The sequence below is a fragment of the Pseudoalteromonas sp. SWN166 genome (assembly GCF_015864485.1).
Lineage (GTDB): Bacteria > Pseudomonadota > Gammaproteobacteria > Enterobacterales > Alteromonadaceae > Pseudoalteromonas.
Genome location: NZ_JADYXB010000023.1, coordinates 48265 through 62221 on the forward strand (window position 1 = coordinate 48265; position 13957 = coordinate 62221).

At 37.1% G+C, this 13957-nt stretch carries 14 protein-coding genes and 1 pseudogene; 2 read left to right on the forward strand and 13 right to left on the reverse strand.

Annotated elements, in window-relative coordinates; genetic code table 11:
* Positions 1-68: 68 nt before the first annotated feature.
* From I6F49_RS13935 to I6F49_RS13950, 4 genes are all read right to left on the reverse strand, one after another.
* Positions 69-872, reverse strand: coding sequence for a hypothetical protein (locus tag I6F49_RS13935; RefSeq protein WP_197181055.1), 804 nt, complete (start codon positions 870-872; stop codon positions 69-71).
* A 375-nt stretch (positions 873-1247) separates the two neighbouring features.
* On the reverse strand, positions 1248-1493 hold the full coding sequence (locus I6F49_RS13940; protein ID WP_197181056.1) for a hypothetical protein: 246 nt from the start codon (positions 1491-1493) through the stop codon (positions 1248-1250).
* A 72-nt stretch (positions 1494-1565) separates the two neighbouring features.
* The gene (locus I6F49_RS13945; protein WP_197181057.1) at positions 1566-2579 is read right to left on the reverse strand and encodes a DUF5924 family protein; all 1014 of its coding nucleotides are present in this window, start codon (positions 2577-2579) and stop codon (positions 1566-1568) included.
* Positions 2580-2749: 170 nt separating this feature from the next.
* On the reverse strand, positions 2750-3514 hold the full coding sequence (locus tag I6F49_RS13950) for an ATP-binding protein (protein WP_197181058.1): 765 nt from the start codon (positions 3512-3514) through the stop codon (positions 2750-2752).
* Positions 3515-4125: 611 nt separating this feature from the next.
* Here I6F49_RS13950 and I6F49_RS13955 point away from each other — a divergent pair.
* The gene (locus I6F49_RS13955) at positions 4126-5103 is read left to right on the forward strand and encodes a DUF1852 domain-containing protein (RefSeq protein WP_197181059.1); all 978 of its coding nucleotides are present in this window, start codon (positions 4126-4128) and stop codon (positions 5101-5103) included.
* Between the two features lie 91 nt (positions 5104-5194).
* Positions 5195-6229: a methionine synthase gene (locus I6F49_RS13960; RefSeq protein ID WP_197181060.1), complete on the forward strand. Its 1035-nt coding sequence runs from the start codon at positions 5195-5197 to the stop codon at positions 6227-6229.
* 618 nt (positions 6230-6847) lie between these two features.
* On the opposite strand, the gene I6F49_RS13965 is transcribed toward I6F49_RS13960, so the two are convergent.
* From I6F49_RS13965 to I6F49_RS14005, 9 genes and pseudogenes are all read right to left on the reverse strand, one after another.
* Positions 6848-7822: a transposase gene (locus I6F49_RS13965; protein WP_197181061.1), complete on the reverse strand. Its 975-nt coding sequence runs from the start codon at positions 7820-7822 to the stop codon at positions 6848-6850.
* Positions 7823-7949: 127 nt separating this feature from the next.
* Positions 7950-8330 (reverse strand): hypothetical protein, encoded by a 381-nt coding sequence (locus I6F49_RS13970; RefSeq protein ID WP_197181062.1) that lies wholly within the window; start codon positions 8328-8330, stop codon positions 7950-7952.
* A 221-nt stretch (positions 8331-8551) separates the two neighbouring features.
* Positions 8552-9010, reverse strand: a pseudogene (locus I6F49_RS13975) (transposase); the annotation flags it as partial.
* 210 nt (positions 9011-9220) lie between these two features.
* On the reverse strand, positions 9221-9625 hold the full coding sequence (locus tag I6F49_RS13980; protein ID WP_197181064.1) for a TIR domain-containing protein: 405 nt from the start codon (positions 9623-9625) through the stop codon (positions 9221-9223).
* Positions 9626-9627: 2 nt separating this feature from the next.
* Positions 9628-10866 (reverse strand): TRAFs-binding domain-containing protein, encoded by a 1239-nt coding sequence (locus I6F49_RS13985; protein WP_197181065.1) that lies wholly within the window; start codon positions 10864-10866, stop codon positions 9628-9630.
* Positions 10867-11006: 140 nt separating this feature from the next.
* Entirely contained in the window at positions 11007-11195 is a 189-nt protein-coding gene (locus I6F49_RS13990; protein WP_197181066.1) for a hypothetical protein, read from the reverse strand.
* 122 nt (positions 11196-11317) lie between these two features.
* The gene (locus I6F49_RS13995; protein ID WP_197181067.1) at positions 11318-11839 is read right to left on the reverse strand and encodes an adenylate kinase; all 522 of its coding nucleotides are present in this window, start codon (positions 11837-11839) and stop codon (positions 11318-11320) included.
* 396 nt (positions 11840-12235) lie between these two features.
* Positions 12236-13324, reverse strand: coding sequence for an IS91 family transposase (locus tag I6F49_RS14000; protein ID WP_197181068.1), 1089 nt, complete (start codon positions 13322-13324; stop codon positions 12236-12238).
* Positions 13321-13957: tyrosine-type recombinase/integrase (locus I6F49_RS14005; RefSeq protein WP_231615102.1), on the reverse strand; the 637-nt coding region annotated here is incomplete at its 5' end. The genes I6F49_RS14005 and I6F49_RS14000, both read right to left, overlap by 4 nt.

Consider the following 13957-nt stretch of genomic DNA (forward strand, 5'->3'; position numbering starts at 1 on the left):
TCCACTGAGCTCTGAACAGTCTAAAAGTAAAACACACAGCTACAAACACAACCTCGAAAAAGCGCGCCCTAATATTGATAACTTAGCCCCACACCACCCCAAAATATATTTCGAAGTGTCTCGTCGCCTGCAAAGCGTTTTTCATCTTTATTAAAGGCAATGCTATAGCTTATATATGTGTATAGGGCTAACTGATTAAAAAGCTGATACGACAAGTTTGCAGTAAACTTAACGTTGTTTACTCCGTTGTGCCCATCACTAAAATACCCCGCGTTAAACCCCACGCCTGATTTAATATCTACTGATAGTAAATCGTTAATATAAAAATCCTTTTTTACTGCCATCTCCAAAAATGTACCGCTGGCATCAAATGAATGATAAACACTACTTAATAACTGAATATCGTTTGCATAATAATACGCAAAGTCGAGGCTTAGCTCATTATCGTGAGCATCAATGCCTTCTTCACGAGCTTTAATATAGTTATAACCTACATACATCTCTATCCGCTCAGATAAGTGAGCGGTATAAATAGCATTTAAATTCAGCTCTGAATAATCACTACTAATACCTTTTGCCGCCCAAGGGATCACCGCAAAGTTTTTATAATTAAACTCAGTAGCAATTGATGCAATACCATTACCGGCAAGGTTATCTCGACCTTCGGTTACATATCGGCTTTCCCATAATGGGTGAATATGTAAATCAAACTCTTTATTTTTATAATTTATGTCAGTATTGGTATGCTTAATATTTCCGCCTACGCCCACTTCAAGCTCTTGATAGTGCTCTTGTATTTTTGCTTGTGCGTAAGCTGTATTTACTCCCGCTAGAGTCGTAATAACAAATACATATTTTAAATAGTGAGTCATTTATTAAATCCAAAACCATCATAAATGGTAAAAAGTGGCGCATAGTATTGTTATAAAACGTATTAGCGCAATAAATGGATGTATATATATTGTTTTATTTATTAGATTTGAAGTATTTACTAAGTATTACCCATAAACTACAAGTTGCAATTAGCTCGGATTTCAACCAACAAACCAAAGCTATATAAGCACCGAGCAATGCTCTAGCAGGTACTTAATTTAATAGTTCAAATGATAGTTATAGTACTCACGGTGAGGTGTTCCCTATTGCAAAAACAGGAAAAGTAGGAAGTGTAAAAAAGTGCGGTAACGGGGAAAGCATAAGCAGCGACTACTCAATATGCTGGTTATTATTAACCTAATTTATTAGCAAATTTAATAACTTAAATAAGCCATAAGGGCAATAAGTGCAATAAGTGCAACATAAAAACAAAAACCTAATAAGAAGGTTAAATCCACTCTTTTAGCTTTACTCGCTTTATACGATGCAAAGTCTTTAAACTCACTTTTATACTGCCCAAACGTTACCACTTTTACTAGCAGCCACCCGGTTGAGTAAAATAAAAAGCTCAAACCCGTTTCAACTATTAGCCAAATAAAAATTTCAAATGCAATACTCATTAACTATGTCCATTAGTTTGGAATACAAAAACTATATCAGCTATGTGTTTAAAATACAGCCAGCTAAATTAATTAAGGTGTAACAGTAAATTTCGTTAAACCTATTAACTGACCTGATTCGGTGACTACTTTTACCTGCCACTTACCAACAGAGTCGCTAGGGAAATTTACCTTGTGAGTCCATGCTCTATAACCTAGTTCTCGCCCACCGTTTATATTTAATGTAATTCGATCAACCTCTTTTTTATTATGTATCCACACATGAAATATTTTTTCGTTTAAGCCTCTTGGCGCTTTAACAGCCGTCCAACTATATAAACCTTGATGGTGTAGCGTATAAGAATCTAACTGCTTAATACTCCCTACTGGCTTTTTATGCTGTAAATCAACCTCATGAGCTAACGTAATATCGGTTAATCGCAGTGCTGCAGGCGGCACGTAGCTCCTTAATTGCCAAATAGACGCGCTTAAGGCACATAAAATCACTACAAGAATAGGAAAACGCCACCAGCGTGCATTAGGCATTAAGTTATTTAAACTTGGTAAGGTAACCACTACAGCTGTTACAAGTGCAGCGGCTAAACTTTGGCTAGTAGTCAAATTTAATAAAATAGGCAGCGTAACAAGCAACACCACAAAAAGAGCAAAGTTATGAAAAACAGTAAATAGTGTGCGGTTTCTGGCAAGTTTTTTGTAATAAAATGGGTCGATTACCGATATAAGTGCACACAAAGCAATAAGGGAGGTAAAAAAAGCTTGAGGATGATCCCACTGCGTAACCGCTAAAAAAAATGGCAACGCAAAAAATAGGCTTTCTTGCTGCACCATTTGCAGAGCAAAACGCATAACATTAGGGGATACAGCCACACCAAACTTTTCTTCTACTTTGTCACGTAGCCAGTTATCAATAATCAGCCATAGCCAACTAACAAGCAAAAATATGGCAATAAATTGCGAAAAAGACTCTTTTCTATCTACCAGTGCAAAGCTAGCTACACCCGACAAAAATGACATCACAGCCAATAATCCAGGCCGCTTTTGCATTGCGCTTATAAATTTAGCAATTATATTTTTACAGTAATCCATGTATGAGTGCTTCCGTACGGGTATGTACTTTATTATTTTTATTCAGAGTATGATTAGTTTAACCAAGTTTAAATGAACAGCAGATAGATGGGCTTAAAACTAGCTATTTAACAGTTGATTACAAAAACAGCGATTAAATAGCATCATCCTAAAAAGCAGGTTGTTTTTACTTATTTAAGCTCAACGCAATTAAATAAAAGATCGGCATAGCGGTCCATTGGTACATTTATTAATTCTTGCAACGCGTGAGCTTTGGCCAGTAACTCATCCTGATTAATTGAAGGCATTGTATTATTAAAAGCAAAAACAATTTTATTACCGCCTTCAATAACAAAACTAAGAATTTTTCCTGCAAACTCTGTATCAAGCAGTTGGTCAAATACCTCTCTTTGCCCAACTTTGGTATGGCAAATATTAAGGACGAGTACACCATCAAAAGTGAGCGCATTTTTACAATCGCGTAAGTATGATGATTGCACTTGGTCTGACTCCATCCCCTCTGAGCTATATAAATCAGAAAAAATAACATCCGTTTTTATTTGCGTTTTTTTCATATAATTTGCAGCATCATCAATATGAATAAACAAACGCTCTGACACAGGAACTTCAAAATATTTTATAGCTATATCGGCAACGGCTTTGCGGTATTCAACGGTATGAATAGTCAGTTCAGGAAACGCATGATAAAGACTTTTTGCTATAGAGCCCGCCCCAAGCCCCATTATCATCGCAGTTTTTAAGTGCGGTATAAAAAAAAGCGCAGCCATCATCGCTTGCGTATAAGCTAAGCTTAACCCGTTAATATTATCTAATTTGATACAGCTTTGATAAATTTTCCCGTCAAAGCTGAGAATAAGATTCTTTTTTGTTTGATATACATATACAGGGCCATGCTCATCAGTAACTGATGCAATACAAGTGCCTTTGATATCCACGAATACTCGATAAGTGAGGTGATGAAAAATAAGTATAACTTACTTAACGTACTGGCATTGCTATTAATATGATTTATAGCGCTTTTGCTAATACCTAAGTACTATGCAGTTATTAAGAAGCCTGTTTACCTTTTAATACTAGACTAGCAGAAGTAGCTACTTTTTAGCTAACTTAAGCTTAAATAGTCATAACATTTACTATAAACAACGATGTAAACAGCTAAAAGCTTAGCTAATACACTGTTATAGCTATAAAAAACTTCTTTGAATATTCCTCATGTTCAACATGAATAAAGTGCACACCAAAATAAAGGAAGTCTAAACGGCTAAACATCTATCCTTTATTTTTATCGATTTGTGCCTTTTTTTCATCAATTAATAAGCAATCACATCTAACAATAATGATTAATGAATATGACTCATGTTTTATGTGAAATTAAACCGTTTTTCTTCATATACCAATCAACGTATAAATTACTCATCCCTTAGCGCTAAACACTATTACTAACAACTTAAAGCCGCTGAATAACAAAACCAGCACAGTAAGTTGCAAGGCTAATAAAGCGCAGAGCATCAATCAGGTTTAAATTATAAAATTGGATATAAACACGATGAAAAAAGATTTTACATTTAATATTAAGAGCGTTTCACTCGACGAAAATTATCATCCATCAACTAATACACGTATCACAACCAACTTTGCTAATTTAGCCAGAGGTGAATACCGCAAAGCAAACTTGCGTAACGCCTTAAACATGATTAACAACCGTTTTAATGCCCTAGCCCATTGGGATAACACCAAAGGTGAGCGTTATGCTGTTGAGCTTGAAATTGTCTCTGTTGAGATAGGTATTGAAGACGGCTGCGAAAGCTTTCCATCAATCGAGATATTAAAAACAAATATTGTTGACCATAAAACAAATAAGCGCATTGAAGGCATTGTAGGAAACAACTTTTCATCGTATGTGCGCGACTACGACTTTAGCGTACTTCTACAAGAGCATAATAAAGGTAAGTCTCAATTTAGTATTCCAGATGACTTTGGTGTTTTACATGGCAAACTATTTCAGTCATTTGTAAATTCGGATACATACAAACAAAACTTTAAAAAACCGCCGGTTATATGCCTAAGTGTGTCAGATAACAAAACCTACAACCGCACCGAAAACCAACACCCGGTACTTGGCGTTGAATACGAACCAAATGAATCGTCTTTAACTGAGCAATACTTCAAAAAAATGGGCTTGCAGGTACGCTACTTTATGCCATTAAATAGCGCCGCGCCTTTAGCATTGTTTTTCTTTGGTGACTTACTTAATGATTACAGCAACCTTGAGCTTATTAGCACCATTAGTACGATGGAAACGTTTCAAAAAATCTACAGACCAGAGATTTATAATGCCAATGCAACAGCGGGTAAGTCATATAAACCAAACTTAAAAAACTTGGATCACTCACTAACGCAAATTGTGTATGACCGAGAAGAGCGCGGTAAATTAGCGAATGAGCAAGGCAAGTTCGCACAAGAGCACTTTATCAAGCCATACCAAACGGTTCTTGATCAGTTTTCGGCTAACTATCTTTCATAACAATTGATAGTAACGAGCATTAATAATAACTAATAATAACGCGCTTAACGCTACGTTTAATAATTAACTAAAATATACGGCATTATTTATCATGAAAAAATTACTACCTACCTCTACCGCTGGCAGTTTACCTAAACCTTTATGGCTTGCAGAGCCAGAAACACTTTGGTCACCTTGGAAATTACAAGGTGATGAATTAATTGAAGGCAAACACGACGCCCTACGTTTGTCATTATTCGACCAGCAACAAGCAGGCATTGATATTGTTAGCGATGGCGAGCAAACAAGGCAGCATTTTGTAACTACATTTATAGAGCACCTAAATGGCGTTGACTTTGAAAAACGTAAAACAGTAAAAATTCGTGACCGGTACGATGCAAGCGTACCCACCGTTGTGGGCCCTGTTAGCCGTCAAAAACCTGTGTTTGTCGAAGACGCTAAATTTTTACGCAAGCAAACCAAACAACCAATAAAATGGGCATTGCCAGGCCCAATGACCATGATCGACACGCTATACGACGACCACTATAAAAGCCGTGAAAAACTAGCGTGGGAATTTGCCATAATTCTTAATCAAGAAGCTAAAGAGTTAGAAGCCGCAGGCGTTGATATCATCCAATTTGATGAGCCCGCGTTTAATGTATTTTTTGATGAAGTAAACGATTGGGGAATCGCCTGTTTAGAGCGCGCAATTGAAGGGCTTAAATGCGAAACCGCCGTACATATTTGCTATGGCTACGGCATTAAAGCCAATACAGATTGGAAAAAAACACTAGGAAGCGAATGGCGACAGTACGAAGAAGCATTCCCTAAGCTTCAGCAATCTAATATCGATATTATCTCACTAGAGTGCCATAACTCGCATGTACCAATGGATTTACTAGAACTTATTCGCGGTAAAAAAGTAATGGTAGGCGCAATTGATGTAGCAAATCATACTATCGAAACGCCAGAGGAAGTAGCTAATACGCTACGTAAAGCACTGCAATTTGTAGATGCCGATAAACTTTACCCGTGTACAAACTGCGGCATGGCTCCCCTACCTCACCATATCGCTAACGGCAAACTAAATGCCTTAAGTGCTGGGGCTGAAATTATAAGAAAAGAGTTATTAGAAAAGAATTAAAAAAAGAACTAAAAAAGTAGCTTTAAAATACAAATTGTAAACGATTACAGCTGGCGCATCATGCCATGATCAAACCTATAAACATGGTGCGCTAGTTAAAATTTACTAAAGAACAAAGATTCGTCGTATTTGGTTAAAATAAGCGACGCAGGAGCAAAAACCAACTGTTTTTTGTCCTTTTGAATGCCTTATAGTTCGACCAAGCCACTTAATTTAAAAGTAACTGACTATTATATTAAGTGGAATATGCTTCTGTTGGTTACGAATATTGAATGCCAAACATCCAATGTTTTTAACAAGACGTTCGAGCCAACAGAGCACCTCGATTTCAAAACGCATACTCAGGGATTGCCGACCAAGACTATCTATAAGACCTGCGAGAAACTACCAAACTAGAGACAGAAACTACCAAACTAGACAGCCATCCTAATTGAACAAACAAAACTGCGCCACTAAATTTGCCATTCCGGTTCAGAATTTATCTTTTATTGCTGGGTCACTTTATTTCATCCGTTAAATGAGTAATTAGCCCTATTAAACCTAAATTACACGCATGAAAATAACTGCATAATGCAGTTGTGATTTATTACTAAATAGTTTTACTGAGTAGCTTAAATTTTATGCGAGTAGCTTTTCGCAATTACTGATATTTGAGCGCCGTTTACGCTTTAAATTTTCACAGTAACTTGCTTGTGAAGTGGGCCTACCTACTGCACCATGAAATACGCGCGTAAATTGTGTGGTGAGTTTTAACCAGTTTTCTGGGGATATATTAAGTCTTTCTAGCAAAGGAAGGTTCATATTATCAATGTGCCCGCGTTTATCCTCTCGTATTATTCGCCCTGTTAACTCAACAAGTTCAAGGTACGATTTAAGCTCAAACGGCAGCCCTTTAGGCATAATCTGACGTGGCATGCCTGCAAAACGTAGTAACTGTTTTGGTTGTTTACCTTCTGCCGCGCATGTTAAGCGATTTTGTACACTGGTATGGTCTGATTCTTCTGGTGTGTTAGCCATTTTAGCTCTAATGGGATTTAAATCGACATAGGCCATACAGGCTGCAAGTGCTGCTTCATCTAGTAATGCTTGCGATTTGAATCTCCCCTCCCAGAACCTCCCTGTGCAGTTATCTTCTTTATTTGCTCTGCGCGCAATATCTTCATTTAGTAACCGCATAAACCAACTGATACTTGCTAGGCGTTCGCGGTATTGTTTAACCGTTTGATTGAAAAAGATGAGTTCAACTTTACTTAGCTTTTCACCTTGTACATATTTTTGAGTTAACACTGTGCCTTTACAAAGCTTATGCCAGCGAATAACAATCGCTTTATCATTCAGCCTATTCGCTTTTTTATCATCAACATACAGTACTAAATGGGTGTGATTACTCATTACGGCATAAGCACATACATCAATACAAAATACTTTAGCTAACTCAAGCAGTTTATCTTCAACCCAGCCTCGTCGATGCTCGTAAGATTGACCAGTAAAACGGTCTTCCCCACATAAAAATGCACGTCGCACGCAACGTGAAATACAATGGTAGTATTTTGTATCAACCAAACTTACTTGACGCTTTCTTGCAATTGCCATAAGACACCCTGCTCGTTTTTTACACTAAACAAAGGCTAGCCTCTAACTTCGAAAAGTGCAAAATTTAGTATGCGTGTCTTGTTAATTTCTATGTTGTTAATTTCTATGCCCCTGTTAGGTGCAAATTTTAATACTGCCCTTTTAGCCATCTTTTTGCTGTGATTTTTTCAAGCTTTCGTCTGTACTTTTTTGGTGAAAACTCTTCTACAATACCATTCATAACATCGAAAATATCTGCTGATATAATTGCTCCAATAGCATGAATTGTTTCATGCCTATTCAAGCCTTGTCTCATAAGTCTTGCGAAAGTTTCTGGTATTAATTTAGCCTTCATAGCTAATTGATTTTCAACTATTACATGTATTGATGAATGTACACTTAAAGCGTCCTCGGTTAATTCGTGATCTAAACCAATATGGAAATCATGAACTAATTCAATTCTTGTAGCTTCATCTAGGGCTAACCAGTTTTCGGGTTCTACTGCTTTATTGGGATTATATGTATCCATGTTGCCTCGAATGCATGAGTTGTCTTTGCACCTAACGAGCCTGTAGATTAACTCGTTTTTTATTTGTTTTTATTGATAAATAAACCATAGCTGAGTTCCTATTTTGATTCAATTGATTACTGTATTTTTACGCAGAATATAAAGAAGTGTTTGCTGTTGGTTTTAATTGGCGTTTTGGAAAGGATTACTGGTGTTTATGTGCAAAATTTAGGTTGGGTGTCTTTGTTATTTTCGTTGGACTTTAATTTACACCCATCAATGGCAAACATGTTACGGCCTATCAAGCCTTCTTCATCACATATCATCAGCACTTGCGTAAAAAGTGGCTCAATCTGTTCATGCATTTTAGCCACGAAGCCCGCTATTGATGTGTAATGCGGCTGGATATCTCCCGACACACTCATAAATAAAATGTTCGTCTCACACGCTTTAGCAATTCGGCGGCTACTGATAAAACCATGTGCATAACCCAGTAAAATAATCTTTAGCATTACCGAAGGCGAATACGCAGCAGCGCCCGTTTTGTCATTGTTGTACCACGCGTCAAAGCCCGATAAATCGAGTTTGTTTTCGACGATATAACAAAGGGCATATTCAAATGTGCCTGGCAAAATTTGCTCAGCGAAATTGATAGAAATGAATTTATTTTGACAGGATAAGTCAGGCTTATAGTTAGCCATAACAGTTTACCATGGGTGAATAATATCTATTAGATCACAGCGAACAGATGGATTCAAGGTTAAAAAGCAACCAACAAAAAATAGTTGGATACGTTCCTAAAAAGAGTAATTCTACAGCCTCAACGCCTTGCTAAGCGGAAAATAATGGTTGGCTATAATCGCGAAGCGATGGCCAACTGTTATTTTTCCGTTTGAGCAACTTGTTATAATTTATTTTGCATGCGCTCTAATTGCAGACACTATACTTTCTGTATTCCATTTTATATCTACAACTGATCGGGTTGAAACAATAGTAGATATTCTATCTTGACCTCTTGGTATTACACCTATAACAGGAATACCTAGTTCAATTGCTTTATCTAACTCCCACTGCATCCAAGAGCTATGACTTGCATAAACTCCTGCCAATGCCAAGATGACATCAGAATTAGCAATTTTCTTAGCAAGTTGTCTTTTTACATAGCCTTCATCATCAGAATTTATAGGTTTATCTTTTGTTGATTCTTCGTAAGTAGCGCTGAAATACCCTCTTGCATTAATTAAATTTCTTAATGCTTCTAATGTATCAGTGTACTGCCAAGAGTGACTTATAAATATTTTGTATTCTTTAGCCATAATTATTTATCCTTTAATAAGTTTGTTAAAGCTTCTTTGCATTCAAAGTAGGTTTCCTTTTCCCAATCTAAAGAAACAAGATCCAAGTATATCTTTTCATATTTAAGTCCATTTTCATTATCACTCAAGCCAAAATAACAGTTGGCTAGTGTTGCATAAGGCCACTTATTTATTGATTGAGACTTTTCTTCTTCATCAGATAAATAATCCAATATCTCTAGAATTTCTTGCCTAGCTTTTTTGGCAGAGATCCTATAAAACGTTTTTTCTTCGGAATCATCTTCTATGCTTGCTGCAAAATTTAAACAAAGAGCATAATTTTCGCCGTTATAATAATCACGGCGAATTTTAAAACCTTTACCATAATAATTTATAGCTCGTTTCAAATACTCTGGATCTTCAGTTACGTGCCACATCCGTTTATATATGGCACCTGTAAGACCTAGCGTTTCTGGATCATTTGTTTCATCATCTGGATCAAGTTTTTCAATTATTTGAAGAGCATCAGTCAAAGATGATATTTCTGTTGGCTCTTTAGACTTATATTTGGCTAACGCATGTTGTTGAGTGAAGTAGGTTTCATTCGGAACTATATTTTCAGCCTTTTCCCATAATTTAGATGCTTCAACAAAGTTAGATTCTTCCATAAAGTGTTTAGCACGTTCTGATATTGCAAAAATACTGTCTTCTCTATCAGATAAATCACCAATTATTCTTTTATATTCTTTTTGAGTTAATTTAGGAGGCTCAACATCTTGTATATAGTCATAGAGAGGGCTATCAATTATTTTATTTTTTAAAATTGGCTCAATCATATCTACGAGTGCATCCTTGCATCGTTCAGCTTCATCAACACCAATATCATCGCCTAAGTGAGCATAATGAAATATACGATTGTGATTAAGATCAAAGGGAATTACTCCTTCTTGCTCTTTTATAATTATTGTTGAATAAGGCCTAACTGCATGCCGCACACCTAACTCATATATAGCATTTGGGTTATATGTCGAAATGTCTGCGACCACTAAATCTGCATGCATCAATAATGCGTACATACTTTTATCTATCAGACCTGAATCCTGAATTTCATCAGCTCTCACACATTGTAAACCTGATTTTTCTACAGCTGGTTTAATTATATTTTTATAAGTCTTATCAAGATCGAGAGTCTTTCCTGTAGATAGGTCAGTTTTTTTACCAAACCCCATAATAACGAAACATAATTTTTGCTTTCTTGACATTTGAGCACCTACTTCCCTGATAAATTATAACGCCCTGTTAAGGGGCAAATTGTAGTTGGCTATAATGTGAGCGGAGCGAAACAGCCAACTGTAATTTGTCCCGCTTGAACAGCTTGTTATATGTTTGTTTACACTGAAGTTTAGTTATCCTTCTCTATACTATCAGTTTGCTTTATTAATTTACGTTTAGAGCGCTCAGTATTTTTATAAGAATACTTTTTACCTAACTCTTCAACATCGGGATCATTTTCTGCGATCATTTCGTTCATAGCTGATTTTGATTTACCACCGAAAACACCCTTGATCGTTTTATGAATACTTCGACTCATGCTAAATCATCCTTAAAAACACATAACGCCCAAATAACGGGCTTTTATTGCTGGCTTATAATTTGCGAGGAACGAGCACAGCCAGCTGTAAAAGTCCTGTTGATTTGCTTGTTATGCAGATTTTATAGGGTTTTAAGATAATCATCTACTTGAGACTGATTATTAAACTCAATTACTGTTATACCTTTAGCTTCTACATTTTTTAATATCTTTGAATAATTTTTTCGCTTTTGATGGTATGTTTTTAATACCCACAAAATGATTGAATCACGACTAAAAAAAGTTTGCTGAAATGATTCAATATTTCCAGCGAATAGTTTCTTTTTAGTCGCTGCTCTTTTGATTGAGCGAGTAATTGAACGATATAGCACTAGACGAAAAGAATGGTTAAGCCATATTATTTTGGTTGCCCGTGGCCATACAATATCACGAGCAACAGAATAGTTTCCATCTACAACCCAAGAATCAGACGATACGGCTTCACTTACTAGAACTCGAAATTCTTCGTCTGGTCTTTCTTCCCAATCAGGTAACCAATGTAATTGATCTAACTCGATATATTCTACTTTCTCTTTATTAGCTAAAAATTGAGAAAAAGTAGATTTTCCACTGCAACTAGATCCTATTACTACTATACGATTCATCACCTAATCTCTAATTGAACACTTATCTGCATAACACTTTAGTATTTATGCGACACGCAGTTTGTGTTGCATAATCGCTTGTTGGACTGAGGCGCTACCTGCTCGGTGTGTCAGAGTTGGTATTGTTTATGCTATGGGAATTTACTTTTTAGAGGCTCTAGCTAAATCAGCTAATTTAATCAGCTTACCTATTATANGAGGCTCTAGCTAAATCAGCTAATTTAATCAGCTTACCTATTATAATTTAAGCTATCCCTGCGTTGCTCAGCATTTATTATGTCCCTATTAAACCTAATATTTAACCGTTAAGCAATGATATTTTTCTCACGCACAGCCGCTACTAGCCTGAACAGTTAAGCAGGTTAACTCATTGATTCTATTAAGCAGGCTAGCCCGCTAACTCGTTCGCTCTGTTTTAACGGTTGCCGCATCCGACTCTGCTATACCAATAAATTGCAAGATGCCAACTTTGCATGATTGACAAGGCCAATGCGGTATCAATGGATCTTTTTCTGTCGTTACCTTTGCTTCTTTACATGTGTGTGGCTCTTGGGCTCTTATTAACGCTAACTTTTGTTTACGACATGCATTGGCTAAAAATCCATAGTGGCGAATACGCATAAACCCTTTCGGCAATACATGTTGTAAGTAACGCCGTAAAAATTCGTCACAACTCAGTGTCATGACTTTATCGCGGTTGTTATCTGCATAATCGCGGTATTTAAAGCTCACTGTTTCTTCAGTCGCTGACACTAATCGCGATTCTGACATCACGCCTTTTCGGGTATAACGTGCAAGGTAACTGACTAATTTTTCACTGTACGTTAAACAGGCTTTGCTATAAACACACCATTTGGTTGGGGTGCTTATCTTCACGAATGAACTATCGCACTCATTTAGCGCCGCGAGCATTTTTCCTCTAAAGACCGTTGATAATGCTTTAACAGGGTATAAATAACCTTTTTCTATTTCATGCCATTGCGCTTTATCAAGCGCACCTGCGGGTATCAAGCAATGCAGGTGAATATGCTGACTTAAATTTTGCCCCCACGTATGCAGTACGCTTGTCATGCCTAACTGACCATGCCCTTTTCGTTTCGCAAATTTACTCAGCGTTTGCCATGTGGCTTTAAATAAACAGTGATACAGCACGCTTGGGTTATAGTGTGCAATGATATTCAACTCATGCGGGAGCGTAAAAACAAGGTGGAAATAGCGACACGATAGTAAATCCTCTTGTTGTCTTTGCACCCATTTAGCCGTTGCCATACCTTGGCAACGTGGGCAATGCCGATCTCGACAGCTACATCCAATTTGTTGTACTTCACCACAGTTATCACATTGCCACGCTTGATAACCGAGCTGACCTGTTCTGCATGATTGAAGATGTTGGCAGACTCGTAACTGCTGATAGCTCATTATGTGGTGCTGCCGATAATTCTCAAGATGTGAGTTTAAAATATCAGCGAGGTGCAAGCCGCTCATTGTTCACCCCAACTTGCGAGTAAATCAATGCCACCATACCCTAATTCAGGTAACCAGTGTAAGTAACTTTGCGTGGTTCTAATGTCACTGTGACCAAGCTGATGTTGAAGTTGATGAAGCGGCATCCCTAACTCAAGTTGATGTGTAGCATAAGCATGGCGTAATACATGTGGATTACAGTGCTTTAAACCACACATTTGTGCATGTTTTTTCAATGCCTTTCTGAAGCTTGAGGGTGACATGGGTTTATCCATTAACCATCGTGAATAAAACATCCAGCCCGTTGGGTGATACATTTTCCAATAACAACGTAATTGATTTAGCACGCTATCTGATACAACAACATAGCGTGACTTATCTCCTTTACCATGTTCAATTAAAATGGTTTTACGCTGTCCATTGATGTCTTGCACTTTGATGCGCAGCAGTTCGCCAATACGCAAACCACATCCATAACACACCACTATCAATGTTTTTAAGCGCATATCCGTGCAACTTTCTATAAGTCGTCGAATATCATCACGCGATAAATAAGTAGGTGCCCGAGGTTTCGCTTTAGGCAAGGCTATGTCTAAGTTCAGTGGGCGGTGTAAAATATTCTTAAACAGAAACCAAATGCTGTTTATTTGTATT

What these genes read in the sequence shown, in the direction of transcription:
- I6F49_RS13935 (WP_197181055.1), bottom strand. Translation starts at nt 872, where the DNA reads ATGACTCACTATTTAAAATATGTATTTGTTATTACGACTCTAGCGGGA.
- I6F49_RS13965 (WP_197181061.1), bottom strand. Translation starts at nt 7,822, where the DNA reads ATGGCAATTGCAAGAAAGCGTCAAGTAAGTTTGGTTGATACAAAATAC.
- I6F49_RS13960 (WP_197181060.1), top strand. Translation starts at nt 5,195, where the DNA reads ATGAAAAAATTACTACCTACCTCTACCGCTGGCAGTTTACCTAAACCT.
- I6F49_RS14000 (WP_197181068.1), bottom strand. Translation starts at nt 13,324, where the DNA reads ATGAGCGGCTTGCACCTCGCTGATATTTTAAACTCACATCTTGAGAAT.
- I6F49_RS13985 (WP_197181065.1), bottom strand. Translation starts at nt 10,866, where the DNA reads ATGTCAAGAAAGCAAAAATTATGTTTCGTTATTATGGGGTTTGGTAAA.
- I6F49_RS13980 (WP_197181064.1), bottom strand. Translation starts at nt 9,625, where the DNA reads ATGGCTAAAGAATACAAAATATTTATAAGTCACTCTTGGCAGTACACT.
- I6F49_RS13970 (WP_197181062.1), bottom strand. Translation starts at nt 8,330, where the DNA reads ATGGATACATATAATCCCAATAAAGCAGTAGAACCCGAAAACTGGTTA.
- I6F49_RS13955 (WP_197181059.1), top strand. Translation starts at nt 4,126, where the DNA reads ATGAAAAAAGATTTTACATTTAATATTAAGAGCGTTTCACTCGACGAA.
- I6F49_RS13990 (WP_197181066.1), bottom strand. Translation starts at nt 11,195, where the DNA reads ATGAGTCGAAGTATTCATAAAACGATCAAGGGTGTTTTCGGTGGTAAA.
- I6F49_RS13995 (WP_197181067.1), bottom strand. Translation starts at nt 11,839, where the DNA reads ATGAATCGTATAGTAGTAATAGGATCTAGTTGCAGTGGAAAATCTACT.
- I6F49_RS13940 (WP_197181056.1), bottom strand. Translation starts at nt 1,493, where the DNA reads ATGAGTATTGCATTTGAAATTTTTATTTGGCTAATAGTTGAAACGGGT.
- I6F49_RS13945 (WP_197181057.1), bottom strand. Translation starts at nt 2,579, where the DNA reads ATGGATTACTGTAAAAATATAATTGCTAAATTTATAAGCGCAATGCAA.